The sequence below is a fragment of the Paenibacillus selenitireducens genome (assembly GCF_002021565.1).
Classification (GTDB): domain Bacteria; phylum Bacillota; class Bacilli; order Paenibacillales; family Paenibacillaceae; genus Paenibacillus_K; species Paenibacillus_K selenitireducens.
Genome location: NZ_MSZX01000006.1, coordinates 263,851 through 290,461, shown reverse-complemented (window position 1 = coordinate 290,461; position 26,611 = coordinate 263,851). Strand labels below are relative to the sequence as shown.

Here is a 26,611-nt window from a genome sequence, read left to right as displayed (position 1 = left end):
TCGGGTCTGCCGCTTTTCATGGTTCGCGTATTGTGGAATTAGTCTTGGATTTCCTTCCACTTGTTCGCGAGCACCGGACGCGTGAATTGCTTCATTTGCTCCAATAACGGTTCAGCCTCACTGGCAGCAGTAAGCAGCTTGAGGTGGGTTTCATTCGAGAAGCCCTCTTTGACGCTATGTTCAATCATTTGGATGAAGGGTTGAAAGAAGCCGTTGATATTAAAAATCCCGATAGGTTTTTGGTGTATGCCAATTTGAGACCAGCATAGGACCTCGAAGAGTTCCTCGTACGTCCCGAAACCGCCCGGCATCGCAATAAATCCATCGGCTAATTCGCCCATTTTGGCTTTACGTGCGTGCATGCCGTCAACTTGAATAAGTTCGGTTAAATGTTGATGAACCATTTCTCCTTGAAATAATCCTGTTGGCATTACACCGACCGCTTCGCCGCCGTGCGCCATCACCGCATTCGCAATTTCACCCATTAACCCAATTTTGGAACCTCCATAAATAAGACGGAAGCCGTTCAGAGCCATCGCTTTTCCAAGTTCGTTGGCTTTGCTAACATAGTCTGAGCTTACGCCGGTATTCGATCCAGCAAATACGCATAGTGATTTCATCTCTCGTCCAGCTCCTTTTCAAGCAGTATTATTCAATCCTTCCATTCTACAAGACATGGAACGAATTATGAAGTAAGCATGATATGAAATCCTCGTAAATTTTCGGGCCCGGAATTCAAATCCCGCGTACGGCATTGATCTGTTCTTTTGCCTGAAGGGCAGCCTTTTGAATCAGGGTATGCATCTCTTCGGCCGTCGTAGCTTCCCAATAAGGGTTGTTATCCATATAACAATAAATGATGCCGCGGGAAGAAGAGATGAGTGCACCATGGCCTTTTGCATCGAAGAAAACTTTTAAATCCTCTGCTTTGCCGCCTTGCATACCAAATCCCGGCACCAGGAAGATGCAATGTGGAAGGAACTGTCGGATTCGCTCCGCTTCCAAGGGATAGGTGGCACCGACGACGGTACCGATGAAGGAATAATCATGTTCTCCTTTGGTGGAAAGAGACAGTTTATGAAGATTTTCTGCGATTCTAAAATAGAGTAATTCACCGTCTTCTAGCGAGAGATTCTGAATTTCGTGGGAGGAGGGGTTCGATGTTTTTAAAAGAATGAATAGTCCTTTGCCATTGTTCTTCGCCACATCAACAAAGGGGAGATACCCGTCGCTGCCTAAGAAAGGATTTACCGTGACCATATCGCCGGATAGGGGGCTTTGTCCTAAGAAGGCTTTGGCATAAGCAAGGGAAGTTGAGCCAATATCACCTCGTTTGGCATCATTGATGATGAGCAGTCCCTTGGAGCGCGCATATGCAATCGTTTCTTCGAGCGCCCGGATCCCATGGCTCCCATAGACTTCGTAATAAGCCAGCTGCGGCTTAATGGCGACGACGTGATCTGCAACCGCATCGATAATGATTTGATTGAACTGAAAGATGGCATTCGCGATGACTTCCTGGGAAGCGTCTTGTGTATCTTTTATTAAAAAATGAGGAAAAAATGCAATATCAGGATCTAAACCGACAACGAATACGCTTTTCTTCTGGATACTTTGCTCGATCAGAATGTCGGCAAAATTTCTCATTCACATAACCCCTATTCTCTGTTACATTGCTTATTTCTATATAAACGTATTTCCCTATGAAAAATCAACTTCATTTTCTCGATTTATGATAGAATGTTGTCATTACTTGCAATCCTACACAGCGTGAAAAGGAGAGATCACAATGAGAATCATGGTAGAACAGGCAGCGGCTCGCTGGTACAAGAGGGAAATGTCTCTTGTGGATGGTGACGATTTAAGAATATTCGTGCGTATGGGCGGTTGCGGAAGTGTCGTACCCGGGCTATCGCTTGGCGTGATGAAGGATACTCCCGTGTCTCCAGCACTCTCTGAAGTGGTCGAAGGCATTCGTTTCTATATAGAAGATGATAATGTATGGTACTTGGATCATCGGGAGCTTCATATTCTTTTTGATGAAAAACATGATGATATTTCGTTAGAAGTCGTGTAGAATAAAGAAAAATAAGGCTGTATGTGACTGGCGAATCAAGTGGAATGAACCACAGGGAAGCATGCAGTTGGAACGAACCGATCGCCTGGGAAAAGTATTTGCAATGAAGCACCCGTCTTTAATGACATGCTTTTTGCAGGTGCTTTTTTTCGTTTCCAACACTTTTGGAGAAGAATCACAGGAGGTTATGGACATGACATTGATGATGAAAGCCAAGCAAGTCGCAGATGAGGTGTATGCAGCGATTAGACTACGGGTAGAAGAATTGCGTAGGTTGGGAGTCGTTCCTCGTATCGCTACGATATTGGTGGAAGGCGACCCGGCGTCTGCATTCTATGCGCAAGCGAAGCAAAAGGTGGCTGAGAAATTAGATATCAGCTTCGAGCTGCATACTTTCGCCAAAGATGTGAGTCAACAAGAAATTCTTCGTCTCATTGCACAGTTGAATAAAGATCCGCAAGTTCACGGCATTATGCTGGAGCTTCCACTACCGAAGCATCTGTCAGCGGCAACGATTGAAAGCTCGATTTCGCCCCGTAAGGATGTGGATGGTGTAACGCCGCAAAATAAGCTGGCGACTATGACGGGAGAAGTTGGACTTTATCCTGCGACCCCTCAAGCGTGCATTCAGCTGCTGAAATATTATGGTTATGGATTAGAAGGCAAAAACGTTACGTTAGTGGGAAGAGGGCAGACGGTAGGACTGCCATTATTTCATTTATTGCAGCGGGAGAATGCGACGGTCACGGTATGTCATTCGCGTACACCTGATTTAGCAGCGCATCTTCGTCATGCGGAAATTGCCTTCGTCGCCGTAGGGCGTCCACAGATGATCGTGAAGGAGATGGTTCATCCGGACTTGGTCGTCATCGATGCGGGCATTAATGAGACGGATAACGGGAAAATCGTCGGGGACGTAGCAGTGGATGTAAGTGAGGCGGTGGCTGCGATATCACCGGTTCCGGGCGGAGTTGGTACATTGACGACAGCGGTTCTGTACCAGAACTTATTAAAGGCGTTGGAGATTCAAAGCCAGGGACAGGAGGTGCGTTAAGATGAGTATCGTAACATGGGACCATTCCATTCGCAGCTTCGTAGAGGAAGCCTCAAGCGCAGAGCCGACACCGGGTGGCGGTAGTGTCGCCGCGCTGATCGGTGCTTTAGCCGCATCGATGACATCGATGGTGGGCAATCTTTCCCAGGGTGAGAAATATATCGCATACCAAGATGAGATGAATGAAGTTCTTGCAAAGATGGAGCGTTTAATCGGAAATTGCGAGGAGCTTCTTGCTTCGGATATCACGTCCTTCCAACAATATATGGATGCATTGAAGCTGCCGAAAGGGACGGATGAAGAGAAGGAAGCGCGGAAGCAAGCGATCCAGACTGCGACGCTCGCAGCGATTCAAGTTCCCCTGCGTTTGATGGAAGTATGCCGCGAGGGCATGCAGTGGACTTGGCGTATTGCCGAAACCTCGAACAAAAATGTCATCTCGGATTTGGGCATCGGTGCGATTCTGTTCGAAGCGGCAGCGCAATCAGCGCTTTTAACGGTAGAGATCAACTTAGCTTCCTTGAAGGATGAAGCGTTGAAGCAGCAGTACGAGGTACAAGCTTCCGCGTGGATGCAGGAGATGGAAGCGTTGAAACGGGATACGCTGCGCGTGGTTCGCAGCAGGATGTAAGAATAGAGAAGGGGTCACGCTGATGAGCGTGACCCCTTTTTACCACATTAGAATTTATAAAAGTTTCGACGTATCGAAACTTAAAAATTCTATTTGGCGATATTTGCTGAGATTGGTCCGAACGTAGCGGATAACTTTCCAACCGATACCCAGTCAGAGTAACGAATCGGTAAATAATATCGTTAGGTCTGGAAACGACGAGGTGAAAAAAAGCGATCGTGGCAACAGCCCACCTTATGCTGCGTATAGCTTATGTAATGATGAGAGACAGAACCGAGTATAAAGAAATAGACGTGTATGGCGGCACGTCTCAAGAAAAACTCTCAAGCATTACTTAAAGTAAATAAAGGCAATGGGTTTTGATGTTCAAATTAGCAACCAAGAAGTCGGAGTCGGCTAATTTTTTGGAAAAAAGAATGAGCTGAATCAAGGTAGGACACTGAAAAACTAATGATATTAACCAAAACGATGATGATGATGAAGATGAAGATGAAGATGAAGATGAAGATGAAGATTGCTATGTTGGATAAATCCAATAACTTTAACGGATTGGCCTATATTTAAGCGTCTATAGTGTATATTTCCAACTTACAAGGATGAAAAACACTAATAATCCTCAATTTGTAACCTTATCCTGTATTCATCCAACATAGATGAGTAACAAAGCTCATCCGGAGTTCCTATCTTGTATTCATCCAATATAGATGAATAATAAGGCTCATCCGGATGTGAAAAATCGCGGAAAACTCGCTTGTTTAGGTTGAAGGTAAGCGGTCGCTCATCTTCGAATGGCCGAGGGTAGAGGTTTTCTCACGATGAATCTAATATCCCCCCCGATCAATTGCTGCGCTTAAGATGACGAACCTACACCCTGATCATGCAATACTTGCTCGACTTTGGTAATATGCGATTCCATACGAGCGGAAGCTTCATTCCCGTTCCCTTCGGCAATGACATCATAGATATGCACATGCTCTCGGTACAGACGCTCGGCCGATGATTTCTCCGCGTAGAACCAGAGGGCACGCATATCGCGAATACTATCATGCAGTTTGGCAGATAGCGATGCCATCAAATCACATAACATCGGGTTATGCGTCGCGATGGCAATTTGCTGATGGAAGCGGACGTCCGCTTCTTCGGTGCGTGCTTCGTCATCAGTGTACAGCTCCATGGTACGCAGGATTTCTTGCAGAGCTGCAAGGTCATCCTCTGTTCGATTTGTTGCAGCAACAAAGGCGCAGCCCGTCTCTAGCACGCGCCGCACTTCTAGAATCTGACGCAGCGAAGATACGCGGCCTTCCCAAAGCTCAGGATAGGCATGACCCGGATGTGTCGGTTGCGAGTCCGGCGTAACGGCTTTGATGAAGGTACCGCCGCCTTGTTTGATATCAAGCAAGCCCATTGCTTTTAAGGCACTAAGTGCCTCGCGAATGGTGGAGCGACCTACGCCGAATCGACTGGCTAAATCGACGACCGAGGCTAGTCGGTCGCCAGGCGTTCCGGTTGCGATTTCTTCTTGCAAGTCTTTCATGACCCATTCATAATTTTTCAACGGCCGTTGGTTGGTCGTCATTTCACGTCATCGCCTTTCAAATGTTCACAAAATCTATTTTCGATTCACTTATTTTAGTGTATAGTAAGCGATAACAAAAGTCATCAGATGACCTGACTAATTATACAAGTGTGTTGGATTTTGGGGAGGGGTTTGTTTGCTTCAAGAAGAGGTTAAACGTGAATTAATCGCCATTTTGGGACCAACGTATGTAAAAGATGATATGCAAACGCTCGTTACGCACTCCTATGATGGGACACCGATGCTGCAAGCGCTGCCGGATGCCGTGATTTATCCTTTGACGACGACTGAAATTTCCGACGTCATGAAGGTATTGCACCGGCATCAGGTGCCGCTGATTAGTCGTGGATCCGGGACGAACCTATGCGGGGGCACTGTACCAGTACATGGTGGCATTGTGATGGTTATGCATCGGATGAATCAAATTTTGGAGGTGGATCTTGAAAATTTGACGGCTACGGTGCAGCCGGGACTAAATACGAAGAAGTTCATTACGCATGTGGAAGAGTTGGGGCTCTTTTATCCGCCGGATCCCAGCAGCATGTCCGTCTCCACTTTAGGCGGCAACATTGCGGAATGCTCCGGTGGATTGCGGGGATTAAAATACGGGACGACAAAGGATTACGTTCTGGGGTTGGAAGCCGTACTTGCGAATGGCGATATCATCCGAACGGGCGGAAAGCTCACGAAGGATGTGGCAGGATATGACCTCACGAAGCTGCTCGTAGGATCGGAAGGAACGCTTGCGGTCATTACGGAAGCCACGTTGAAGCTGATTCCGCCGCCGCAATACAAGAAGACGATGCTCGCTATGTACAAGGATGTGTATGCTGCGGCTCGAACGGTATCGAGCATCATTGAGAGCAGGATCATTCCGGCGACGCTGGAGATTCTCGACCATGCCACGATTCATGTTGTAGACGACTATGCGAAATTGGGTCTGCCACGTGATATGGAGGCCATGCTGCTCATTGAACAGGATGGAGATCGGGAGGCGGTGGAGCGGGATATTGAACGCATCACAGCGATTTGCCGCCAAGAGCAGGCCGTGGAAGTTAGCGTTGCCCAAAGTCAGGAAGAAGCGCTCAAGCTGTTAACGGCTCGACGCAGTGCGTTTACGGCGCTGGCCCGATTAAGACCGACGACGATTCTGGAAGATGCCACGGTGCCGCGGTCCAAAATTGCCGACATGGTGATCGCCATTCATCGGATTGCGAAGAAATACGAGGTTCAGATTTGTACCTTCGGCCATGCTGGAGATGGGAATCTTCATCCGACTGCCATGACCGACGCTCGCGATGCAGAGGAGATCCATCGGGTCGAAGCGGCATTCGAGGAGATTTTTGAAGCAGCCATTCAGCTCGGGGGGACGATTACAGGCGAGCATGGGGTCGGACTGGTGAAATCTCCATTCCTCGAATGGAAGGTCGGTGCCGCAGGCGTTGAAGTCATGAAGGCGATCAAGCAGGCCTTTGACCCGCTGAACCTGTTGAATCCGGGCAAAGTGTTCGCGAAGGAATCACGGAAGAGAGTGGTGATCGATCGTGGCTAATCAAGCTCAGAGCCCCTCCGTACATCATAAGACTGTGAATCCGCTGGCAGCGAAACTACAATTGCGGTTAGATCCGGATCAATTAACGAATTGTATGCGCTGCGGATTCTGCCTGCCCGCCTGCCCGACCTTTGCAGAGACGGGGATTGAAGCCGAATCCCCGCGCGGTCGCATTGCATTAATGAAAGCGGTAGCCGACGGTATCATGGAGCCGGATCGTGCCTTTGAGGAGCAGATGAATCATTGCCTCGGTTGTCGGGCTTGCGAACCCGCTTGCCCTGCCGATGTCAAGTATGGGCGATTGCTGGAGCAAGCCCGCGATGCTATCGAAGACCATACGGAACGGCATTCGATAGGGGTTAAATTATCACGGCACGCTGCTTTTAAGAAGCTTTTTCCGAATCAGAAGAGGATGAAACTCATAGGACGAAGCTTGCAATGGTATCAACAATCGGGTCTACAGAAGTTCGCAAGACAGTCTGGTGCGATGAAGCTCTTCCCGAAGCATATGCAAGCGATGGAGAAAATTTTGCCGGAAGCTTCTGGGCAAGGGATTGTTGAACAGATCGGAACGCGGCACCCTGCCAAAGGGGAGCGGATCGCAACCGTGGCATTGTTTCGCGGCTGCTTGATGGATGTACTGTTCACATCAACGAACAGACATACCGTGGATTTACTTACCGAAGCGGGGTTTGAGGTTGTCATCCCGGAAGAGCAGAATTGCTGTGGGGCGCTGCATGCACATAGCGGTGAGGCAGAGATGGCAAGGTCACTGGCACGACAGAATGTCCAAGTGTTCAAAGATGCTGGCGTGGAATTCATTGTCTCCAACGCGGGAGGCTGCGGAGCGTTACTGGTTGAATATGATCACTTGCTGCATGAAGATCCAACCTGGAAAGAGGATGCATCATGGTTCGCAGCGCATGTCATCGATATTAGTGAATTGCTCGTTCGTCATGGCAGGTTGCCTGAATTTCATAATGAGGATGTATCCATCCGGATTACCTACCAAGACTCTTGCCATTTGCGCAATGTCATGCGAACTTCGGATGCGCCTCGCCAACTTATGAAGCAAGTAAAAGGCGTGACATATGCCGAGATGAAAGATGCGGATCGCTGCTGCGGCTCTGCGGGAATCTATAATTTGACGCAGCCGGAGATGGCGGGTCAAATTCTCGATCATAAGATGGAGCATGTCCGGGATACACAGGCGCAGGTGCTCTTGACAAGCAATCCGGGATGCTTGCTGCAAATGAAACATGGGATCGAACAACATGGGCTTCGGGATCAGATGCAAGCCGTCCATATCGTTGATTTTCTACATGATCATATGCACCCCAGTCGTAAGTAGCCGTATGAACAGAAAGAACCTGCCAAGAGGTCCATGGATCTTCTGGCAGGTTCTTTGTACGGCGAGGGGATGCCTTATTTTTTCAACGAAAGACACCAATCCTCCACGCGCCAAATTTGAGTGACCCAGTCTTGATAAAAAGCGGGCTCATGGGATACCAGTAGAACGGTACCCGCATATTTCGATAACGCCTCTTGGAATGCTTTTTTCGCTAGGACATCCAAATGGTTTGTAGGTTCGTCTAAGACGAGCACATTGCTGGCGGTTAACATCATGGCGCATAAACGCACCTTGGCTTGCTCTCCGCCGCTTAAGGAGCGAAGGGACTGCCGGATATGTTGATCCGTTAATCCGAACATGGAGAGGAAACGGCGGAGGTCCTTTTGAACCATATCAGGGCGTAACGAATGGATGCGCTCCAGGGGTGTCTCCGCTGAACTGAACTCTTCTTGCGCAAAATAAGCCGGTTGGACATGTTCGCCGAAATGTACGGTTCCGCCTAAAGGCGCAGTATACCCGAGCAAGGTTTTGAGCAGGGTTGATTTGCCGATGCCGTTGTACCCAACGATGGCAATTTTCTCGCCGCGCTTAACCTGCAGCTGAATGGGCGGGAACAACGCTTCAGTGTAACCGATTTGCAGATGACGAGCCTGGATCACTTGATTCGCCGGCTGGCGATAAACGTCAAAGGCGAAATGAGGTTGAACCGCACGTGTAGGCCGGTCGATTCGTTCCATTCGCTCTAATGCCTTTTCTCGGCTTTTGGCTTGTTTTGCTTTTCGAATGCGATTTTTATCGATGAACTTCTCCAGTTTGTTGATCTCTTGCTGCTGCTTGTTGTAGGCGAATTGCAATTGTTCCTTGCTTAGCTCGTAATTTTTGAGAAAAGATGCATAGTTGCCCGTATAACGCACGAGGGTTTGATGTTCTAAATGAAAGATGACTTGTGTCACTTCATTCAGAAAGTGTTCATCATGCGACACGACAAGATAGGCATGCTTATAGCTTTTGAGATAATGGGTAAGCCATTGGATATGGACATCGTCCAGATAGTTGGTCGGCTCATCTAACAACAAGACATGGGGTTCCTCTAATAGCAGCTTGCCTAATAACAGCTTCGTTCGCTGACCGCCGCTCAGCTTGCTGATATCCCGTTCCATTCCTAATTCCAAGATGCCTAATCCTGCGGCGACTTCTTCAATCTTGCCGTGAATTTGATAAAAATTGGCGTGGTCTAGCGTGCTTTGCATATCGCCATAACGCGTTAACAATGGCTCTAAGGGAGCATCGGGCAGCGACATTTCTTCTGCGAGTTGTACCATGCGCGCTTCGATGTCATAGAGATGGGCAAAGGCGCCTTGCAGATACTTCATGATCGTTGTTCCGGGCTGCAAATCCAGATGCTGCTGCAAATAACCTAGCTTCACATGGGGCATCCATTCAAGTTTCCCTGCATCTGGGAGCAAATGCCCTGACAAGAGCCGCAGGAGCGTTGACTTACCGGCTCCATTGCCGCCTACAAGTCCCACGTGTTCGCCTTGAAGCAGACGAAAGCTGATATTTTGAAAATTTATTTGATCCCCATACATATGGGTTACGTTCTGTACGGTTAATAGACTCATTGTGTTCTCTCCTTTTGATTTGACTCTTCAGCCAATCGGGAGAACAGCATGATAAATGTGGGTATTCAACTGACATGCGAAAACCTTTATCGAGGTCTGTCGAAGATGAGCGACCGCGATTAGATGTAGGTTTATGGGATAAAAAAAAGTGGGTAAGGTGAACACACCTTACCCACTAGGAACGATGTCAGCAAGAAAAGGATCGTGTTTTTATCTACTGTTCTCGGATTAGCTTAACGTTAAAAATGGGCAGACTTCTCCCGTGTTAAGGTAAATCTCTTCTAAGAACAGTCGATAAAATTTCCATTTCCTTTCCACCTCATCCTCAAGTTTATGATTTGTACTTCTATGCAGAAGTATATACAGATTTTAATGAAGTTGTCAAACCTCAATCCCTACCGAACACCAAAATGTACTATAGTCCTGTTTGAACAGGAGGTTGCACTGGCTTTTTCTTCAAGTCGGCTACCACCCAGACACATTGGACGATCAGGATGAAAATGACGGTTAAGTCATAGCCTATCTTGCTTTCGTTGCCTAGGAATTGGATCAGGTTATGTAGGAAATGAAAAATGATTAACGGGAAAATATTATGGTTTTTTATGATGAGCAAAGCCAGCGCCAACCCGACGAGCAGGGCATAGACGATTTGTAGAATGGTATCGAAGGTATTTTGGCCTGATAGAATATTCAGTACATGCGTAACCGCAAACAGGATGCTGGACGTGATGACTGCAGCACCGACGCTTTTGCGCAGCAAGGTTTGAAGAATGAGTCCGCGATAGAGCGTCTCCTCCACAAATCCCACCATGAGCGTAAATCCCACATACAAGAGAATATCGGATCCCGAATTCTCCTTGAAGCCTTTTAAGCAGAGGGTAATCAGAATGGCAAGAAGCGGTAGATAGAAAATCCAATTCTTCGCGGCAATGTTGGACAAGGAGCTGAATCCAAGCGCTGACCATTTCCCTCTAACCGATAAATAAATGAGTAATGCAATCGTAACCGGGATAAAGGCGATGGCAACAGGGGAGAAAATATCAATTTCTTGAATGGTTACATAAGCTCCTGCTGCAAAAAGCGTGACAATCAGTAGCAACTCTAGGATGGTAACAGTCCAAATCGGGTGCCTTTCGGAGAATGATGCTTTTTTCGAGCGTGTTGTCATGCGTGTTCATCGTTCCTTTCTAAAAATAGAGGATGGTTAGCGTACTCATCATACTAGAATTCCAACTTTTGTCAATTTAAGTTTTCTTTAGGTACATGCAAGATATGAAGTATGCAAAAAAGCCGAAATCCTTGCATAGCAAGAGACTTCGACTTTTATGGAGGGTGTTGACTATTTGATTTTGAACACGTTCCGGATCACGTCACCGCGGCTAATAATGCCTACAAGAACGCCGTTGCGCTGCACGGGCAGTTTTTTAATTTGTTTTTTGCCGAGAATCGCTGCGATGTTCTCAATTTCCTCATTCCAAGCGACGGTTGTCACTTTTCGCTTCGCGATGTCCATCACATTTGCATTGAGCAGTGCTTCGGTCCGAGCATCGAATTCATCAACATCACCTTGGAACACGGCGAGATAGAAGAAGAAATCGATGACTTTATCCTCATGTTTGCCGATATACCGCATAATATCTCCGTCGCTAATATATCCGACAATTTCATTCCGATCATTCACAACGGGGAGACCGCTAATATGATGATCGATGAATTTCTCAATCACCGCGCGTATTTTATCATTTTCTTTTACTTTGTAGACTTGTTTGATCATAATCTCATGAGCTTGCATTTAATGTCGCCCCCCTGATCAGTTCGTACGAATCCATTGGATATGATCATTATATTAATGCGCGGATTCAACGTCATCGACATGTTTCACATACTTGTTGTTCATACAGATAAAGAGGACGGATACGAGTACGAAGGCCGCACCTACAATAAATGGAACATGTGGGTTATACCATTCCGCTAATTTTCCTGCAAAAAACGGTGCAATCGCGCCGCCAATGAAGCGTAAGAAACTGTAGGCAGCAGAAGCTGTCGAACGTTCGACTGGAGCCGCATTCATGACCCCCGTTGTGATCAGCGTATTATTATTTCCGAGAAGTGCACCAGCAATAATAACAGCAGCGATGATGACCCACTGTGTCGTGGTCCAAATACCCATAATGACAAGCACAACGGCGAACAAGAATAACATCGCACACATGGATTTAATCGTGCCGAATTTACGTTGCAGCATCGGGGCCATAAAGACGGAGGTGAACGCGAGCAATACACCCCATCCCAAGAAAACATACCCTAAACCATGCTCATCGAGTCCCATAACGAATGGCGCGTAGGCGAGCAGCGTAAAGAACCCGAAATTATAAAGACAAGCCGTAATCCCGAATACCAAAAGCGAGCGATGCTTCAAGGCACGGAAAGGGTCCGCGATGGATGTTTTCTTCGCTGCAGGGGCTGGAGTTGCGGCTTGTTTCTTCCGTGTAGAAGGCATTAATATGGATAATCCAATAAATGCAATAACCATTAATCCTGCTACACCGAGGAAGGGGCCTCTCCAAGAAATGGAGCCTAATTCGCCGCCGAGTAAAGGACCTACGGAAATACCGAGTCCGATCGCCGCTTCGTATAGAATTAGGATTGATATTTGGTTTTGGCTTCCTGTACCCGTTGATTCAGTTCATCGATGTGGTTACGAAAATCCATTAATTTTTCTAACTTCTGATTAATTAATTGCCGCTGTTTGATAATGTTTTCTTCTAGATCTTCGATCTTCTTGAGCTTGGCGGCCCGATCCTCTGTTTCACGGATGCCTTGACGCATACTCATGAATTCTTCACTCATGGTGACAAACTCCTGAATCTCCTGTAATGAAACCCCCAGCACATCGCGCGCATTTGTGATTTGTTTTAGGCGTTCAATATGTTTGTCCGAGTAGAGTCGGTATCCTCCCTCGCTCCGTTCCGGAGGGAAGAGCAATCCGAGTTCTTCATAATAACGAATCGTCCGTTTCGTAAGTCCACATTCCTTGGAGACTTCTTCGATTTTATAGTTGTTCATTGTTCACCTTCCTTCGCCGTCGCTTTAACGTAGAATAAAATATCACAGCCTTAACCTTAACGTCAACGTAAATGTTATAGAATCCGTCTCAAATCGAAAGTATCGATACTTATCTATTATCATATAAAATCCATAATTTTATATTTCAGCTAAAGTCAAGCATTAATAGTTACAAAATTTTAATCGTTTTTTAATAATCAAGGCTTAGATCCATTCTAGCAAGGTTTTGCGCTGTTCGTGGTAATTTATGGAGGTTACAAATATGTTACTGTTTGTTTAGGCAGTCACATCGCCCACAATATTACAGTACTTGGAGGAAGTGAAATGAATAATAGCAAGAAGAACCGTATCATCAAAATGATGCTAGGGATTAGCCTTAGCTTGTCCATTGCGATCACAGGAAGCATGTTCGTTATGCCGAAAGGGGCACAAGCTGCAAAAGCAGATCAATCCTCATCCGCTAACGAGGTAACGGCATTCAGCAGTTCCAAAGCAAGCACCGTGATTTCTGCAGGGAAGAAGTACTTAGGAGTTCCATATAATTTTGGCGCACCGTCAGGAAGCACGAAATCTTTTGATTGCTCTTCCTTTACACAATATATTTATAAAAAAGTGGGCGTTAATCTTCCGCGGACATCCATAAAACAAGCCAAAGCCGGCAAATATGTATCGAAGAGTAATTTGCAGCCAGGAGATTTGATTTTCTCTGACACGAATCGCGATGGAAAAATCAATCACGTAAGTGTATACATGGGGAATGGCAAATTGCTTCATACGTATAAAAAGGGGATAGGCGTTACGATTTCGGACTTTAAAGGCAGTGCTTGGGATCGAAACTATGTTACCGCACGCCGCGTCCTATAATTCATATAGCGAAGTAAATAAGACAGCAGATGTACTCCCACGCGGGAGGATCTGCTGTCTTTTGTGATTTGGGTATGAAACTGTAGAAGATGTTCGACTTCGGAACAACAGCTTAAACGTTCGGTGCATCTCCTTTGGAGAAGTTCAGAAATGGTTTGGGAATGCTGGTCTCGAATCGCAGTGCTTCCCCGGTTGTTGGATGCGTAAAGGATAATACGCGGGCGTGAAGTCCAAGACGACCAATAGGCTTCGTCTGGGCACCGTACTTTTTGTCGCCGGCAATCGGATGTCCGATGTCCTGCATATGCACACGGATTTGATTTTTACGTCCCGTATCCAAATGAACTTCCAGTAATGAATACTGGCGATTGGATTGCATCACGTTGTAATGAGTCACAGCATGTTGTCCGTCATTGGGGTACTTGCTGGAGTACATCTTCATCGCTTTGTTCTCTTTCAGCCAGGATGAAATCGTACCTTCTTGTTGTTTCACTTTGCCTTCAACAAGTGCTACGTAGAGGCGCTCCTCCACCATCTCTTTCCATGCATTCTGCATGATTTGCTGTACTTTCTCACTCTTTGCAAACATCATGACGCCAGACGTGTCTCGGTCTAAACGATGTACGACGAAGATGCGGTTGTCTGCATCCTTTGCACGGACATAGGCCGTGAGCTGTCGATAGGCGGTCATTTCATTTTCTTGCGGCGTTGCCACCGATAGCAATCCGGCTTCTTTCTCGATAACGAGGATATCCTCATCCTCATGAATGATCCGAAGACCAATTAACGGAGGCAGCTCAATTGGTTTTTCCTTCCGAATCGTTACGGTCTGTCCCGGTTGAAGTGGGTGGTTATATAAGGTGACGACTTTATCATTGACGGATACTTGGCCGCGGCTAAGCACAGATTTGATGGCATTACGGCCTTCTTGGGTCATATGGGTTAATAGAAACGCGAGAAGCTCGGTTGCTTCTTTTACCTCATAGGTCTTCGGTGGAATAGGCGCATGTTTGCCCGGACGCGGCTTGGGTGGTGCAGGTGCTTTTTTGCGGAATTTAGGTGGTTTTTTGTTCATGTATATTCGCTCCAAATCTTGATCTTTTCATCAGGTTATGGCACTTACTATATCATGAAGGGCGCGGAAATACCATGAAGTACATTGGTTTCAGATATGCTATAATAGGAAAAGTTTGGAATTGAACGATTGGAGGGGAAACGGTGACTTCGAACGCTCAGCAACAGGAACAAGGAGAACCTATTATTGAAGTACAAGGGCTCCGAAAAAGGTACGGTTCGTTCACGGCGGTGGACGGGATCGATTTTGATGTACGCAGAGGAGAGATTTTTGGACTACTCGGTCCGAATGGCGCAGGCAAGACGACAACGATGGAGATGATCGAAGGATTGCGACTACCTGATGAGGGGAGAGCGAAGGTTGCGGGTTACGATACGCGGACAGAGTTGAATAAAGTGAAAACTGTCATTGGTGTACAATTGCAATCCACATCGTTATTCGAGCTCCTCAAGGTAAAAGAAATCACGAAAATGTATGCGAGCTTTTATGAGCATACGGTACCAATTGGGCCGCTGCTTCAGAGCGTGACACTGGAAGAGAAGTTGAACGACCGCGTGAAAAATCTATCGGGTGGGCAGAAGCAGCGTCTCGCGATTGCGCTCGCACTCGTGAATGATCCGCAGGTCGTATTTCTGGATGAACCAACCACGGGTCTGGATCCTCAGGCACGACGCACGTTATGGGATATCATATTGCAAATGCGAGATCGCGGGAAAACGGTTGTCTTAAGCACACACTATATGGATGAAGCCCAGCTGCTCTGTGATCGAATTTGCTTGATGGATCGCGGCAAAGTCATTGCCTTGGATACGCCGCGGAATCTCATTTCGAATATGAACTCGGAGAGTGCGATTGAATTTCGCATTTCTGAAGAGCTGCAATGGCCTGAAGCACGTCAGCAAGGACTATTACAGCATCTGCATACGTTAAGCGGCGTGCGAATTGCTGAGTTCCGCAAAGACACCTATGTACTCTACACGGATGATCTACAGCAGACGTTAACGGAGTTCATTGAACACTGTAAGGCAGAGGATATCGAGTTCATGGATTTATTAACACGAACTGCGACATTAGAAGACGTATTCATTCATATGACCGGAAGGAGCTTGAGGGAAGAATGAGAGCTTACGGACAATTAACAATTGCACAGCTGCGGCTGTTCGGCCGAAATCGGCAAGTGTTGTTCTTTACGTTGTTTTTCCCGGTATTCTTCATGGTCATGTTCGGTTATCTATTCAGTAATAGCGGTGGGAATACCATTTATGGTGGGCTCATTGATTTAGATCAGACCACCGAATCGCGGGCATTCATTGCAGCACTGGATGAACAGAAGGAGATTCTGAAGCTGGATACATCGGAAGGGCAAGAAGCTGCCATGGAAAAATTACGGCAGGGTGATAACCAGATGGTGATCATTATCCCGAAAGGATATGGGGAGAAGCTTCAAGCTGCCACGAGTCAGACGGGAACTGCTCCGCCGGGAACGGTTGATGTGTTCTATGATGAGACGCAAGCACAGAAAGCAGGAACTGCTCTCAATGCTGTCTCTCAAGTAGTAGATGGGATTAGTAAGTCCATCGCGAAGTATTCACCCGTCGTGACCATAACACCCAAAGGGATTGAATCCCTCAACTTGAAGTACATTGACTTTCTTGTACCCGGGATCGTAGCGATGATGATTATGTCGAATAACTTGAACGGCGTTGCTGCTCAAATTGCGTCATGGCGGGAGCGGGGCGTGCTTCGCCGCATGCAGAGCACGCCGCTCAAGTCCTCCACATTCATTGCAGCACAGATTACGGCGCGGTTGATCTTGAATGGTGCCCAGGCTCTTATCGTATTGCTTATCGGCTCATTCGTGTTTGGTACCCAAATGAATGGATCATGGGCTTTATTACTCGCTTTCGTGATCGTAGGAACACTGGCTTTTATGGCCATCGGCTTCATTATTGCGGGTCTGGCGAAGACGCCGGAGAGTGCGGGGCCGATTGCAGGCTTCATTTCATTCCCGCTGATGTTCTTGGGCGGTGTATTCTTCCCGATTCAGAGCATGCCTTCCTTCTTACAGCCGATTATTAAGGCGTTACCGATCGCTCATCTAAGTACAGCCCTTCGGCAGATCATGAACGTTGGAGCCGGGCTGTCCCAGCTCTGGAGTGAAGGCTTGATGCTGTGCGCGTGGATGATTGTAGCGTTTATCGTTGCCAGCTTTACATTTAAGTGGGAGTAAGGAATATCTGGACGAAGCACGTTCATCATCGAACGTGCTTTTGTTGTATTCACAGAAGGTTTATGCAAGTGCCCCATAATTATAGTAAAATGGAGAAAGTTGATGAAACGCATGGGAGAGATTACATGTTAGAACAAGCACAGCAATTATTGCAGCAATATTTTGGTTACCCCACCTTTCGAGAAGGACAGCAACGGATTATTACGAGCTTGCTCGAAGGTCAAGATACATTAGGTATTATGCCGACAGGTGGTGGAAAGTCGATCTGCTATCAAATCCCGGCGCTCTTATTTTCGGGAACGACGATCGTTGTATCGCCTTTGATTTCATTAATGAAGGATCAGGTCGATGCGTTGAACAGTGTTGGCATTTCGGCGACGTTCATTAATAGCACCCTTTCGGGGAAGGAAGTAAACGAACGAATGCAAGCGACGATGAGCGGGAAGATCAAGCTGCTGTATGTCGCGCCGGAACGGTTGGAAGCCGAATCTTTCATCCAGCGGATGCAGTCGCTTCACATTTCGTGCATCGCCATTGATGAAGCGCACTGCGTATCCCAATGGGGACATGATTTTCGGACAAGTTATCTCGCAATTGCGCCATTCGTCCGCAGCCTGCCGCGCCGTCCGATTCTAGCGGCTTTCACAGCAACTGCAACCCCGGAAGTAACGCAAGATATGGCAAGGTTATTGTGTCTATCCGAACCGAATATTTACGTAACCGGGTTTGGGCGCGACAACCTGGCCATGAACGTCTTGCGCGGAGAGAATAAACGTGATTTCGTGATGCGCTATGCAGAGTCGCATAGCTCACAGCCAGGTATCATCTATGCGGCAACGCGTAAGGAAGTAGATGAAATTCAGACGGCGATGCGTCGCAAAGGCTTGAATGTAGGGAAGTACCATGCCGGCATGACGGATGATGAACGTGCTCATAATCAAGAGGCATTTATCTACGATGATATACGGATCATTGTGGCGACGAATGCGTTCGGCATGGGGATTGATAAGAGTAACGTACGCTGGGTAATCCACTACAATATGCCAAAAAATATGGAAGCTTATGTACAAGAAGCAGGGCGCGCCGGGCGGGATGGCGAGCCAAGCGAGTGTATTCTTCTGTTTAATCCGCAGGATATTATTACACAGAAGTTCTTAATTGAGCAGAATATGCAATCGCCCGAGCGTAAATCCAATGATTACCGCAAGCTGCAGACCATGGTGGATTATTGTTATACACCGAATTGCCTAAACAACGCGATTTTGGATTATTTCGAAGATCCGTCTGAACAGACGCCTTGCGGGATTTGCAGCTCCTGTAAGGATGAGCGTGAACTCGTTGACATCACGATCGAAGCGCAGAAGATTTTCTCTTGCATCCACCGCATGCGTGAACGCTTCGGGGTGTCGATGATTGCGAGTGTATTGAAAGGTTCGCAGAACAAGAAAGTGCTGCAATACCGCTTCGACCAGCTGCCTACGTATGGGGTGATGCGGAAGTCGACCGAGAAAGAAATCAGCGATTTAATTAATGTACTGATTGCCGAAGGGTATCTCATGTTATCCGAAGGTCAATATCCGATTGTGAAAATTCAACAGCTTGCCGTCGATGTGCTGAAAGGCGAACGACAGGTGTTCCAGAAGGTGCATAAAGAACCCGAAGCGGCACCAGGCTCTATGGACGAGACGCTATTCGAACAGCTCCGTCTCATTCGTCGCGATCTCGCAGCGAAGGCGAAAGTTCCGCCCTATATTATTTTCAACGATGCGACACTTCGTGAGATGTCGGAGGTATGTCCAATAACCGAGCGAGCGATGCTTCGGATCAAAGGGGTCGGGGAGCAGAAATTTCGCAACTATGGGCAACCCTTTCTACAATTCTTTCAAGAACGGAGCACGCAGGAAAGCTATAGCCTAGAAGACTAGAGCAGTATCCGAAGGAGGGAGTTTTTGAATTAATGAAGACGCTAAAAAAGATCATCAGTTGGGTAAGTACGTTTGGAGTAGGTTTTGTGCTTGCGCTTATCATCGGTATTTTTGTGATTCAACCCTATAAGGTGGATGGGCATTCCATGGATCCTACGTTGAATGATCAGCAGCGGATCTACGTATCGAAATTATCGCATAGCTTCTCTTATTTACCGAAATACGGGGATATTGTTGTGATCGACAGTCGTGTTGAGCGAAGCCGTGATTTCAAAGATGATCTCGTAGAACATCCGTTGCTTCAGCTTATAATGAAGGGGAGTTTATACGGCGACCATACGTTTTATGTGAAACGAGTCTTGGGGAAACCGGGAGACGTATTGGAGTTCAAAGAACATCGAGTTTATCGTAACGGAGTAGCATTGGAGGAGCCTTACATCAAAGAAGCGATGAATTACGTGTCAGACAGCAAATGGATCGTGCCGGAAAAACACATTTTTGTGATGGGGGATAATCGCAACAATAGCCGAGATAGCCGAGACATTGGGTATATTCCACTGGATCATGTGATGGGGATTAAGATATTCCCATCATAGAGATGATTCCATCCATAAAAAACCAGTCCAGCGCGATATTTCGTGCATAGACTGGTTTTCTTTATTAAAGCAGCAACTTGTTCTATTTCATAAACCACAATGGATCATCACAATCCACATCACCATTATAGTTAATTAATATTTCTTCCCCCGCCTTAATGTCTGTATGAGCATAAAAATCAAATGTGTGTTGATCAAAGTTAATGTCATATACGGCATTAGGCGTATAGGAGTGGTTAAACAAACTGCCGTATCCTAAAAGGACAGCGGAGTGGTTCACGCCGTATTCATATACGTAATCGTCAAGGATGGTTTTCTCAATGAATTCATGGTCTTCATTGGGATAAGGAATGACCGGTGCTTCATGGATAAGAGCACCCTTCGGTATATCACATGTTGCAAATACTCCGCGATTAAACTCGCCATCACTCAGTTTGGAAGTCTTGATCTCAATCATGTTCGTCACCTACACGTTCTTTAGTTTCTAGTGTTCTTGTTATGATGTTCACTGGACAACGTTGAAAATATTCACTTTATCCTACTCGGCGTAAAAAGGCAAGGAAGTATGATGTATTCCCTACAGTAGAATACCTGGATTTCCCAATATCTATACCAAAGAGCAGGCTGCCGTTATAACATGCAGCCTGCTCATTTGGTAAATTAGGCGCTATAGGCTTTCGGATAAGGGGCAATGCCGCAATGGAACTGGAGCAATTGAGCGTCTCGCCATATAACGAGCGTTAATACATCCTGGAGCATGCATTCGTTCAACATTGTCTCGAAATCGTCGTAGTAATTTCAGTGATCGTAGCGAAGGTATGGACACCCCAGCCATGAGCGAGCTTCATTTGCCCGCCAACTCGAAAGTCAACGCTCGCATCTTTCGTATACCAGCGATTCAAGTGTTCTGGCTGCGTTAAAGCTTGCCATACGGTTTCGATGGGCGCTTGAATCAGAATATCTCTTTTTACAGATTGCGTGGAATTCATGGGTTCACTTTCCTTTCAGATAAGTTTGCAGGCTAGTTAGCTGATCTTCTAAAATGTAGCCCATATCCTCGAACAGGGTTTGATACGCCGATCTTAGTATTGTTCGGTCTAAGCTGTAACGTCGGTACTTTCCGTCTTTTTGTTCATGGATGAGTCCTTCGTCTAATAAAATTTGGAGATGTTTTTTGACGGCGGGCTGGGAGATCGCAAAAGCTTGCACGATTTCGGTCTGGGTTTTGTCACCTTGAGCCAACTGATGTAGGATGGTACGGCGAGTAGCATCGCCTAATGCGCGGTAGATATCTGTCATGTGCAGCTCCTCATATAACCTTATGGTTATATATTGAATGAAATGGGTTCATTTGTAAATAAATAGGTGTTGCAGCCTTTTTAAGACAATAGACTGGATTCGCGTGATAAAGATCACTATAATATAATGAGCAACTTTGATCTGATACGGATCTAATTCACATACAAACGAGGTTATCTCATGAAAGTCGTACTATCCACACTAAATGCCAAATATATTCATACATCGCTCGCGATTCGTTTCCTGAAGTCTTTCAGTGAGAAGGATTTCCCGGATATCGAGCTCGCCGAGTACACAATCAAAGATCCCGTGATGAATATCGTATCCGACCTGTTCCGCCGGAAGCCGGAGGTTATCGGTTTTTCCTGTTATATCTGGAATATCGAAGAGACGATTCAAGTCATCCAAATGGTCAAGAAGATCATGCCGGAAGTGAAGATCGTCCTTGGCGGTCCCGAAGTTTCCTATGATACGGAATACTGGATGAACCGCGTACAGGATCTTGATTTTATCGTCATGGGCGAAGGGGAAGAGACGTTCCATCATCTCTTGACTGAGATCCGAGGCTCGCAAAAATATCATTTCGTCTATGGTCTTGCCTATCGCAAGGGGGATGAAGTGGTCATCATGCCGGGCCGCCCCAAGCTGGAACTGGACAAAATTCCGACCCCGCATCGGTTTGCGGAGGATTTACCTGATTTATCGAAGCGAATTGTCTATTTCGAGACAAGCCGAGGCTGCCCGTTTAACTGTCAATTCTGCCTTTCTTCGATTGAAGTTGGTGTTCGCTATTTCGATATTGAGCAGACTAAGTCGGATATTCTCTATCTGATCGACAACGGCGCGAAGTTAATTAAATTCGTCGACCGTACCTTTAACATCAAGCGCGACTACGCGATGGAAATGTTCCAATTTTTGATTGAAAATCACCGCGGATGCGTATTCCAATTCGAGATTACGGCAGATATCATGCGTCCGGAAGTTCTTGATTATCTAGCTGAACATGCGCCGCCAGGCGTCTTTCGATTCGAAATCGGCGTTCAGTCGACGAATGATGAAACGAACGAACTCGTCAAACGCCGCCAGAATTTCGCGAAGCTGACACGTACCGTTCAGAAGGTGAAGGATAGCGGGAAGATTGATCAGCATTTGGATTTAATTGCTGGACTCCCGATGGAAGATTACGATACGTTCCGCAACACGTTCAATGACGTATTTGCGTTGCGGCCTGAGGAGCTGCAGCTTGGTTTCCTCAAAATGCTGCGCGGTACAGGCATGCGTAATGACGCAGGCAAATACAACTATATCTTCATGGATCATGCGCCATATGAGATTCTCGGCAATGATATTCTGCCTTTCTCCGATTTGGTTCGCATCAAGCGGGTGGAGGATGTACTGGAGAAATATTGGAACGCGCATCGGATGAACCATACACTTGAATATTTGATCACGCAGGAATTTGATTCTGCGTTTGACTTCTTCCAATCGTTCGGAGATTTCTGGGAAGAGCAAGGTTGGCAGAAAATTGGCCATCAGCTGGAGGATTTATTCACACGGTTATACAGCTTCTTGACATCCCGCGAGACACAACAGATGGATGTGATCCTCGGGCTTATGAAGTTCGATTATTTCTTAAATCACAAGTACAAGCCACGTAAAATATGGTGGGACTTCACGCTGGAGAAGAGTGAATGGGCGGCGCATATCAAGCATATCGCACAACACCCGGAATCGGTGTCGGAAGCATTTAAGGCATTAGGATTAAATGAGAAGGAATTACAAAAGCATGCGGTTATTGAAGTCCTTCCTTTTGACTTACCGTCCTTAATTGGGGAAGAAGCACCGTCGAAAAAGGTTGAACAACCTACCTTGTTGATTGTATTATATCAACAGAATGACACGGAGAAGCCGATTTACTTCACGATGCCTATCCACGTGGCTGAAACGTTATAGATAGACCAATATAAAAAGCGATAGCTCTCTGAAGCCTTACGAGAGCCATCGCTTTTTGTTTAACTGCGGTTTACGGATTTTTATTTTTGAATGAGTACCATTGTATTGATTTTAATCTTATCGTACAACCAACGAACTTCCTTGTTATGCATGCGAACGCAGCCCGCGGATACATATTTGCCGATGGAGGATTCATTACTATTACCATGAATGCCATACGCATAGGACGTGCTTCCGTTCTTCTTCACTTCCAAGCCTAACCAGCGGTCACCGAGCGGATTCTTCGGATCACCGCCTTTGATTTTCTCTTTGTAGTAAGGTCTGTTTTTGATTTTCTCATGAATACGGAACAGTCCTTCAGGCGTGTACGATGACTTTTTGCCTGTAGCTACAGCGAAGGTCTTGATGGCTTTCCCCTTTTCGTAGTACGTCAACTTGTTCGTCGACTTATCAATGACAATAAATTGGGCGTATTCCGTGTACTTGCTATCTAGCTTTGCGGCTTCTGCATGGCTAGACGTAGGAAAAAAGATCATCCATAGCAAAGTAAAGAGAATACCGGTAACGAACAGCTTCTTCAACCAAGTTCACCTCTCCGAATGGTGTTATGCACCATTCTATGAGATCAACGGTCAATTGTTGTATGTCCCAATGAATTATATGGGGTGAGCTTTAGCGAACAGGGATTAACGCGGATTTCGCTGATTTAGCCACGCAATCACGTCCGTAGTTACCTCATCGCGATTGGTTTCATTCAGCATCTCATGTCGTCCGTCGGGGTACAGCTTGGCTAAGACATGGGAGAGTCCCAACTTCTCATAGAGCGATAGAAGTTTGCGGACCCCTTTGCCATGAGCACCGACAGGGTCTTGAGATCCAGAGAAGACGTAGATCGGGAGATCCTTCGGAATCCGGTCCAAATTTGCGGGCGAATGAATTTCTTGCAGCAGTCCGAAGAACTGATAGAAAAATGCCGTTGAACAGATAAATCCGCACATGGGATCATCAATAAATTTATCGACTTCGGCTTCATCCCGGGTTAACCAATCGAATCCGGTACGATTCGGTTTGAATGCTCGGTTGAAGGATCCGAAGGACATGGCGTTTAGGAGCGCGCTCGGATGACGTTCGCCTTGCAGCTTCATTTGGACCTTCGCTAGGGCACGGCCGCTTCCCAATAAGGATCTGGGTCCATTGGAACCGGACAGAATAATGCCGTTCACGAGTTCTGGATGTTCATACATATATTTTTGGGTCAGAAAAGAACCCATGCTATGACCCATCAGATAAAGAGGGGTATTCGGATGGGTTTCACGGATATGTACGCTGATTTGAGCCATGTTGCGGACCATCCAATTAAAGCCGTCTTCTCCTGGGTAGCCTAATTGTTCAAATGATTGGGCTGTGCGTCCATGGCCGCGATGGTCATGGGCGTAGACGATATAACCGGCTTCAGTTAATGCTTGAGCAAAACGTTCATAACGAACTGCTGTCTCTGCCATACCGTGCGCAATTTGGACAATTCCCCGTACGGGAATCTCTGGTTCAGGATGCCAATGATAGACGTGGAGCGTATAGTTGTCACCGTCTTGAAGCGTAAATGACTGTGATTGCATGCGGATCATCCTTTCTCTATAAAGCTAAAGCGCAGCGGGAAGCTGCGCTTTAGCTAAGATTATCGTATTAAGGTAAGGTAGAACGTATGACTGTGCAATGCCCTTCAAGCGTGTATTCGCCAAGGCTTGCAGGAAGTAAGAAGCATTGGCCCGCTTTAAGTTCCTCGGTGCCATCAGACCAGACTAACTGTCCTTCTCCTTCGCAGACGATAAGAACAACGAAGCTTTCTGCGGATGTCGCAAGCTTCCAAGGGTTCGCAACGACTCCTTTTTCCACAAGGAAGTAAGGAGATTTAGCAAGCGTCAACCACTCGTTCGGTTGCGCGTTATCCGTCTTCATGTACGTAGCGCCTGAACCGCCAAACGCAACGGTATTCAAGGAATCTTCAATGTGCAATTCGCGAAGCTTGCCGTCAAGGCCTGGACGATTGTAATCGTATAGACGGTAGGTCGTATCGGAATTCTGTTGTATTTCGGCAACGACAACGCCGGAGCATAAGGCATGAACGGTTCCTGCAGGGATATAGAAGGAGTCGCCAGGAGCAACTTCTATCTCTTGCAGGGTATCCATCACTTCATTGTTCTCTAGGGCATGCGCGAGCTGTTCGCGCGTGACGCCGGATTTCAGACCGTAAATAATTTTGGCACCCGGTTTGGCGTCGAGCACATACCACATTTCTGTTTTGCCCAATTCCCCTGGAGGTAGCTTCTCATAATCATCATTCGGATGAACTTGCACGGACAAATCGTCATTGCAATCAAGCAATTTAATAAGCAGCGGGAAGCGCGTATCCGCATCGATGTTGGCATGTGTGCCGAACCAGTCTTTCCCTACTTTGGTACGGATTTGTTCAAGGTTTAAGCCTGCGAATTCCCCGTTAATGACTTGTGTAAGACCGTTCGGGTGATCGCTGATCATCCAGCCTTCGCCAATGGCGCCGTCTGGCATGTCGAGTCCGAATTGCTCAAGCGCGCGGCCTCCCCAAACTTTTTCTTTCATTTCAGCTTTAAATTGTAATGGATATGCTTTTGTCATGATAATATATGTGCTCCTTTCGTAGTGAAACATCCTATGTGTAGGTGTAGGTTTTATCGAGCTGGCTCAAAAAATTCAAGCTGCTCGCCGTCAGGTCCTTCAAAGAAGAAATAACGGCCTCCATTCGGAAGTGTAACAATCTGTTGGTGAATTAGCTTCAGGTTTAAGGATTGAAGACGAGTCATCTCGCCTTCGATATCTTCGACGGTGAACGCAAGATGATGAACTTTCCCTTCCGCGGGAAATTCACTATTCGTCGATTTCTCAACGAGTTCGATCTCGGTCTCCTTGGCTCCGGGAAATGCCAGAAAGGCAAGGCGGACGGTTTCGCTGGGCTGTAGAATATGTAAGCATTGAAGTCCAATGATATCCTGATAAAAGGTAATGGATTTCTCTAATGATTGAACCATAATTCCAACATGCTCGATTTTACGAACGGCCATGATTTTCATTCCCCTTTTACTAGATAATAGTGTCATCGCTTTTCGACGGCTATGACATATGGCGCTTGTGGCCGCTGCAGCATGCGATAGATGACGGCCTGCCCTCGAATGGCAGAGAGCTTAGTTGCCCAAGCTTCGACGGCATCGCCTTCCGTCTCGCCGCCTTCGTGGCCGGGATAGACGACGATCGTTATGATCCCGCCTGGGCGCAGCACGTCGAGTGCGGCGTCAAGCGCAGGCAGCGTTGTCTCGGCGAGCGTAATCACGCGCGCCGAGGCATCAATCTCGGCCACCGGCAGGTAGCCGAGATTGAACATCACGGCGGCGACGTGCCCGTGCACCGTCGCCGGCAGTGCCGCCGCAAGCTCGGCATGGCTGCGAAGCAGCAGCCGAGCATCGGTGAGGCCTGCGGCCACGACCGCGCCAGCTGCGCTCGGCGCGGCCGCATTCAGCCGCTCGCGAGCAAGCTCTAGCGCGAGCGGCTGAATATCAAACCCGAAGACGGTGCCCTTCGCGCCCACCGCCTTCGCGAGAAAAAGCGTGTCCACCCCGGTTCCGACCGTGGCGTCCACGACAATATCGCCGGGCTGCGCCCGTTCGGCTACCAGCTTCTGCGCATAGCTGAGCACGGAGAGAAAGCCCATC

Annotated in this window: 27 protein-coding genes, 1 pseudogene and 1 riboswitch; of the genes and pseudogenes, 11 read left to right on the top strand and 17 right to left on the bottom strand. The window is 47.0% G+C overall.

Annotation, left to right across the window (positions count from 1 at the left end):
- Nucleotides 1–38: 38 nt before the first annotated feature.
- Nucleotides 39–620 (bottom strand): LOG family protein, encoded by a 582-nt coding sequence (locus tag BVG16_RS17105; protein WP_078499906.1) that lies wholly within the window; start codon nt 618–620, stop codon nt 39–41.
- Nucleotides 621–735: 115 nt separating this feature from the next.
- Complete coding sequence (gene pyrF / locus BVG16_RS17100; protein WP_078499904.1) at nt 736–1,647, bottom strand: orotidine-5'-phosphate decarboxylase; 912 nt, start codon at nt 1,645–1,647, stop codon at nt 736–738.
- A 142-nt stretch (nt 1,648–1,789) separates the two neighbouring features.
- On the opposite strand from pyrF, the gene BVG16_RS17095 reads away from it, so the two are divergent.
- From BVG16_RS17095 to BVG16_RS17085, 3 genes are all read left to right on the top strand, one after another.
- Nucleotides 1,790–2,077, top strand: coding sequence for a HesB/YadR/YfhF family protein (locus BVG16_RS17095; RefSeq protein ID WP_078499902.1), 288 nt, complete (start codon nt 1,790–1,792; stop codon nt 2,075–2,077).
- Nucleotides 2,078–2,090: 13 nt separating this feature from the next.
- Nucleotides 2,091–2,175, top strand: a riboswitch (ZMP/ZTP riboswitch).
- Nucleotides 2,176–2,270: 95 nt separating this feature from the next.
- Entirely contained in the window at nt 2,271–3,131 is an 861-nt protein-coding gene (locus BVG16_RS17090) for a bifunctional 5,10-methylenetetrahydrofolate dehydrogenase/5,10-methenyltetrahydrofolate cyclohydrolase (RefSeq protein ID WP_078499901.1), read from the top strand.
- 1 nt (nt 3,132) lies between these two features.
- Nucleotides 3,133–3,762, top strand: a complete 630-nt coding sequence (locus tag BVG16_RS17085) for a cyclodeaminase/cyclohydrolase family protein (protein ID WP_078499899.1) — start codon at nt 3,133–3,135, stop codon at nt 3,760–3,762.
- An 850-nt stretch (nt 3,763–4,612) separates the two neighbouring features.
- Here the strand turns inward: BVG16_RS17085 and BVG16_RS17080 are convergent.
- On the bottom strand, nt 4,613–5,338 hold the full coding sequence (locus BVG16_RS17080; protein ID WP_078499897.1) for a FadR/GntR family transcriptional regulator: 726 nt from the start codon (nt 5,336–5,338) through the stop codon (nt 4,613–4,615).
- Nucleotides 5,339–5,474: 136 nt separating this feature from the next.
- Between BVG16_RS17080 and BVG16_RS17075 the strand changes: the two genes are divergently transcribed.
- On the top strand, nt 5,475–6,890 hold the full coding sequence (locus tag BVG16_RS17075; protein WP_078499895.1) for an FAD-linked oxidase C-terminal domain-containing protein: 1,416 nt from the start codon (nt 5,475–5,477) through the stop codon (nt 6,888–6,890).
- On the top strand, nt 6,880–8,241 hold the full coding sequence (locus tag BVG16_RS17070; RefSeq protein WP_408635346.1) for a (Fe-S)-binding protein: 1,362 nt from the start codon (nt 6,880–6,882) through the stop codon (nt 8,239–8,241). The genes BVG16_RS17075 and BVG16_RS17070 overlap by 11 nt, the downstream gene beginning before the upstream one ends.
- A 74-nt stretch (nt 8,242–8,315) precedes the next feature.
- Here the strand turns inward: BVG16_RS17070 and BVG16_RS17065 are convergent, their stop codons facing one another.
- From BVG16_RS17065 to BVG16_RS17045, 5 genes and pseudogenes are all read right to left on the bottom strand, one after another.
- On the bottom strand, nt 8,316–9,863 hold the full coding sequence (locus tag BVG16_RS17065) for an ABC-F family ATP-binding cassette domain-containing protein (protein WP_078499893.1): 1,548 nt from the start codon (nt 9,861–9,863) through the stop codon (nt 8,316–8,318).
- 415 nt (nt 9,864–10,278) lie between these two features.
- Nucleotides 10,279–11,031, bottom strand: a complete 753-nt coding sequence (locus tag BVG16_RS17060) for a CPBP family intramembrane glutamic endopeptidase (RefSeq protein WP_078499891.1) — start codon at nt 11,029–11,031, stop codon at nt 10,279–10,281.
- A gap of 171 nt (nt 11,032–11,202) precedes the next feature.
- On the bottom strand, nt 11,203–11,655 hold the full coding sequence (locus BVG16_RS17055; RefSeq protein ID WP_078499889.1) for a CBS domain-containing protein: 453 nt from the start codon (nt 11,653–11,655) through the stop codon (nt 11,203–11,205).
- A gap of 54 nt (nt 11,656–11,709) precedes the next feature.
- A pseudogene (locus tag BVG16_RS17050) lies at nt 11,710–12,507 on the bottom strand (MFS transporter); the annotation flags it as partial.
- Nucleotides 12,504–12,929: a MerR family transcriptional regulator gene (locus BVG16_RS17045; protein ID WP_078499887.1), complete on the bottom strand. Its 426-nt coding sequence runs from the start codon at nt 12,927–12,929 to the stop codon at nt 12,504–12,506. The gene BVG16_RS17045 and the pseudogene BVG16_RS17050, both read right to left, overlap by 4 nt.
- Before the next feature lie 324 nt (nt 12,930–13,253).
- Between BVG16_RS17045 and BVG16_RS17040 the strand changes: the two genes are divergently transcribed.
- Entirely contained in the window at nt 13,254–13,793 is a 540-nt protein-coding gene (locus BVG16_RS17040; protein ID WP_078499885.1) for a C40 family peptidase, read from the top strand.
- A gap of 112 nt (nt 13,794–13,905) precedes the next feature.
- Here the strand turns inward: BVG16_RS17040 and BVG16_RS17035 are convergent, their stop codons facing one another.
- Nucleotides 13,906–14,868, bottom strand: a complete 963-nt coding sequence (locus BVG16_RS17035; RefSeq protein ID WP_078499884.1) for an RluA family pseudouridine synthase — start codon at nt 14,866–14,868, stop codon at nt 13,906–13,908.
- Between the two features lie 143 nt (nt 14,869–15,011).
- Here BVG16_RS17035 and BVG16_RS17030 point away from each other — a divergent pair, with 143 nt between their 5' ends.
- From BVG16_RS17030 to lepB, 4 genes are all read left to right on the top strand, one after another.
- Complete coding sequence (locus BVG16_RS17030) at nt 15,012–15,989, top strand: ABC transporter ATP-binding protein (RefSeq protein WP_078499882.1); 978 nt, start codon at nt 15,012–15,014, stop codon at nt 15,987–15,989.
- Nucleotides 15,986–17,098 carry an ABC transporter permease gene (locus tag BVG16_RS17025; RefSeq protein ID WP_078499880.1) on the top strand — a complete coding sequence of 371 codons (1,113 nt, stop codon included), beginning with the start codon at nt 15,986–15,988 and terminating at the stop codon, nt 17,096–17,098. The genes BVG16_RS17030 and BVG16_RS17025 overlap by 4 nt, the downstream gene beginning before the upstream one ends.
- A 125-nt stretch (nt 17,099–17,223) precedes the next feature.
- A complete protein-coding gene (gene recQ, locus BVG16_RS17020; RefSeq protein WP_078500137.1) occupies nt 17,224–19,023 on the top strand; it encodes a DNA helicase RecQ in 1,800 nt (599 codons plus the stop codon).
- Nucleotides 19,024–19,055: 32 nt separating this feature from the next.
- Nucleotides 19,056–19,619, top strand: coding sequence for a signal peptidase I (gene lepB, locus BVG16_RS17015; RefSeq protein WP_078499877.1), 564 nt, complete (start codon nt 19,056–19,058; stop codon nt 19,617–19,619).
- An 82-nt stretch (nt 19,620–19,701) separates the two neighbouring features.
- Here lepB and BVG16_RS17010 read toward each other — a convergent pair whose 3' ends face one another.
- The 3 genes from BVG16_RS17010 to BVG16_RS17000 form a co-directional block, all read right to left on the bottom strand.
- A complete protein-coding gene (locus BVG16_RS17010) occupies nt 19,702–20,076 on the bottom strand; it encodes an SET domain-containing protein (protein WP_078499875.1) in 375 nt (124 codons plus the stop codon).
- Between the two features lie 310 nt (nt 20,077–20,386).
- The gene (locus tag BVG16_RS17005) at nt 20,387–20,608 is read right to left on the bottom strand and encodes an SRPBCC family protein (protein ID WP_078499873.1); all 222 of its coding nucleotides are present in this window, start codon (nt 20,606–20,608) and stop codon (nt 20,387–20,389) included.
- A 4-nt stretch (nt 20,609–20,612) separates the two neighbouring features.
- Nucleotides 20,613–20,918, bottom strand: coding sequence for an ArsR/SmtB family transcription factor (locus BVG16_RS17000; protein WP_078499871.1), 306 nt, complete (start codon nt 20,916–20,918; stop codon nt 20,613–20,615).
- A 180-nt stretch (nt 20,919–21,098) separates the two neighbouring features.
- Between BVG16_RS17000 and BVG16_RS16995 the strand changes: the two genes are divergently transcribed.
- Nucleotides 21,099–22,871 carry a B12-binding domain-containing radical SAM protein gene (locus tag BVG16_RS16995; RefSeq protein ID WP_078499869.1) on the top strand — a complete coding sequence of 591 codons (1,773 nt, stop codon included), beginning with the start codon at nt 21,099–21,101 and terminating at the stop codon, nt 22,869–22,871.
- A gap of 80 nt (nt 22,872–22,951) precedes the next feature.
- On the opposite strand, the gene BVG16_RS16990 is transcribed toward BVG16_RS16995, so the two are convergent.
- The 5 genes from BVG16_RS16990 to BVG16_RS16970 all read right to left on the bottom strand — a co-directional run bounded on the left by BVG16_RS16990 (nt 22,952) and on the right by BVG16_RS16970 (nt 26,610).
- On the bottom strand, nt 22,952–23,452 hold the full coding sequence (locus tag BVG16_RS16990; RefSeq protein WP_233147066.1) for a L,D-transpeptidase: 501 nt from the start codon (nt 23,450–23,452) through the stop codon (nt 22,952–22,954).
- 105 nt (nt 23,453–23,557) lie between these two features.
- Nucleotides 23,558–24,487 (bottom strand): alpha/beta hydrolase, encoded by a 930-nt coding sequence (locus tag BVG16_RS16985; RefSeq protein WP_078499867.1) that lies wholly within the window; start codon nt 24,485–24,487, stop codon nt 23,558–23,560.
- 67 nt (nt 24,488–24,554) lie between these two features.
- Complete coding sequence (locus BVG16_RS16980) at nt 24,555–25,523, bottom strand: type I phosphomannose isomerase catalytic subunit (protein WP_078499865.1); 969 nt, start codon at nt 25,521–25,523, stop codon at nt 24,555–24,557.
- A 53-nt stretch (nt 25,524–25,576) separates the two neighbouring features.
- Nucleotides 25,577–25,966: a VOC family protein gene (locus tag BVG16_RS16975; RefSeq protein WP_078499863.1), complete on the bottom strand. Its 390-nt coding sequence runs from the start codon at nt 25,964–25,966 to the stop codon at nt 25,577–25,579.
- 32 nt (nt 25,967–25,998) lie between these two features.
- The gene (locus tag BVG16_RS16970; protein WP_078499862.1) at nt 25,999–26,610 is read right to left on the bottom strand and encodes a tRNA (mnm(5)s(2)U34)-methyltransferase; all 612 of its coding nucleotides are present in this window, start codon (nt 26,608–26,610) and stop codon (nt 25,999–26,001) included.
- Between the last annotated feature and the right edge of the window lies 1 nt (nt 26,611).

Bases quoted from the DNA above. Each gene is read 5' to 3' on its own strand.
- BVG16_RS17105 (WP_078499906.1), bottom strand. From the start codon at position 620: ATGAAATCACTATGCGTATTTGCTGGATCGAATACCGGCGTAAGCTCA.
- pyrF (WP_078499904.1), bottom strand. From the start codon at position 1,647: ATGAGAAATTTTGCCGACATTCTGATCGAGCAAAGTATCCAGAAGAAA.
- BVG16_RS17095 (WP_078499902.1), top strand. From the start codon at position 1,790: ATGAGAATCATGGTAGAACAGGCAGCGGCTCGCTGGTACAAGAGGGAA.
- BVG16_RS17090 (WP_078499901.1), top strand. From the start codon at position 2,271: ATGACATTGATGATGAAAGCCAAGCAAGTCGCAGATGAGGTGTATGCA.
- BVG16_RS17085 (WP_078499899.1), top strand. From the start codon at position 3,133: ATGAGTATCGTAACATGGGACCATTCCATTCGCAGCTTCGTAGAGGAA.
- BVG16_RS17080 (WP_078499897.1), bottom strand. From the start codon at position 5,338: ATGACGACCAACCAACGGCCGTTGAAAAATTATGAATGGGTCATGAAA.
- BVG16_RS17065 (WP_078499893.1), bottom strand. From the start codon at position 9,863: ATGAGTCTATTAACCGTACAGAACGTAACCCATATGTATGGGGATCAA.
- BVG16_RS17060 (WP_078499891.1), bottom strand. From the start codon at position 11,031: ATGACAACACGCTCGAAAAAAGCATCATTCTCCGAAAGGCACCCGATT.
- BVG16_RS17055 (WP_078499889.1), bottom strand. From the start codon at position 11,655: ATGCAAGCTCATGAGATTATGATCAAACAAGTCTACAAAGTAAAAGAA.
- BVG16_RS17045 (WP_078499887.1), bottom strand. From the start codon at position 12,929: ATGAACAACTATAAAATCGAAGAAGTCTCCAAGGAATGTGGACTTACG.
- BVG16_RS17040 (WP_078499885.1), top strand. From the start codon at position 13,254: ATGAATAATAGCAAGAAGAACCGTATCATCAAAATGATGCTAGGGATT.
- BVG16_RS17035 (WP_078499884.1), bottom strand. From the start codon at position 14,868: ATGAACAAAAAACCACCTAAATTCCGCAAAAAAGCACCTGCACCACCC.
- BVG16_RS17025 (WP_078499880.1), top strand. From the start codon at position 15,986: ATGAGAGCTTACGGACAATTAACAATTGCACAGCTGCGGCTGTTCGGC.
- recQ (WP_078500137.1), top strand. From the start codon at position 17,224: ATGTTAGAACAAGCACAGCAATTATTGCAGCAATATTTTGGTTACCCC.
- lepB (WP_078499877.1), top strand. From the start codon at position 19,056: ATGAAGACGCTAAAAAAGATCATCAGTTGGGTAAGTACGTTTGGAGTA.
- BVG16_RS17010 (WP_078499875.1), bottom strand. From the start codon at position 20,076: ATGATTGAGATCAAGACTTCCAAACTGAGTGATGGCGAGTTTAATCGC.
- BVG16_RS17005 (WP_078499873.1), bottom strand. From the start codon at position 20,608: ATGAATTCCACGCAATCTGTAAAAAGAGATATTCTGATTCAAGCGCCC.
- BVG16_RS17000 (WP_078499871.1), bottom strand. From the start codon at position 20,918: ATGACAGATATCTACCGCGCATTAGGCGATGCTACTCGCCGTACCATC.
- BVG16_RS16995 (WP_078499869.1), top strand. From the start codon at position 21,099: ATGAAAGTCGTACTATCCACACTAAATGCCAAATATATTCATACATCG.
- BVG16_RS16985 (WP_078499867.1), bottom strand. From the start codon at position 24,487: ATGCAATCACAGTCATTTACGCTTCAAGACGGTGACAACTATACGCTC.
- BVG16_RS16980 (WP_078499865.1), bottom strand. From the start codon at position 25,523: ATGACAAAAGCATATCCATTACAATTTAAAGCTGAAATGAAAGAAAAA.
- BVG16_RS16975 (WP_078499863.1), bottom strand. From the start codon at position 25,966: ATGGCCGTTCGTAAAATCGAGCATGTTGGAATTATGGTTCAATCATTA.
- BVG16_RS16970 (WP_078499862.1), bottom strand. From the start codon at position 26,610: ATGGGCTTTCTCTCCGTGCTCAGCTATGCGCAGAAGCTGGTAGCCGAA.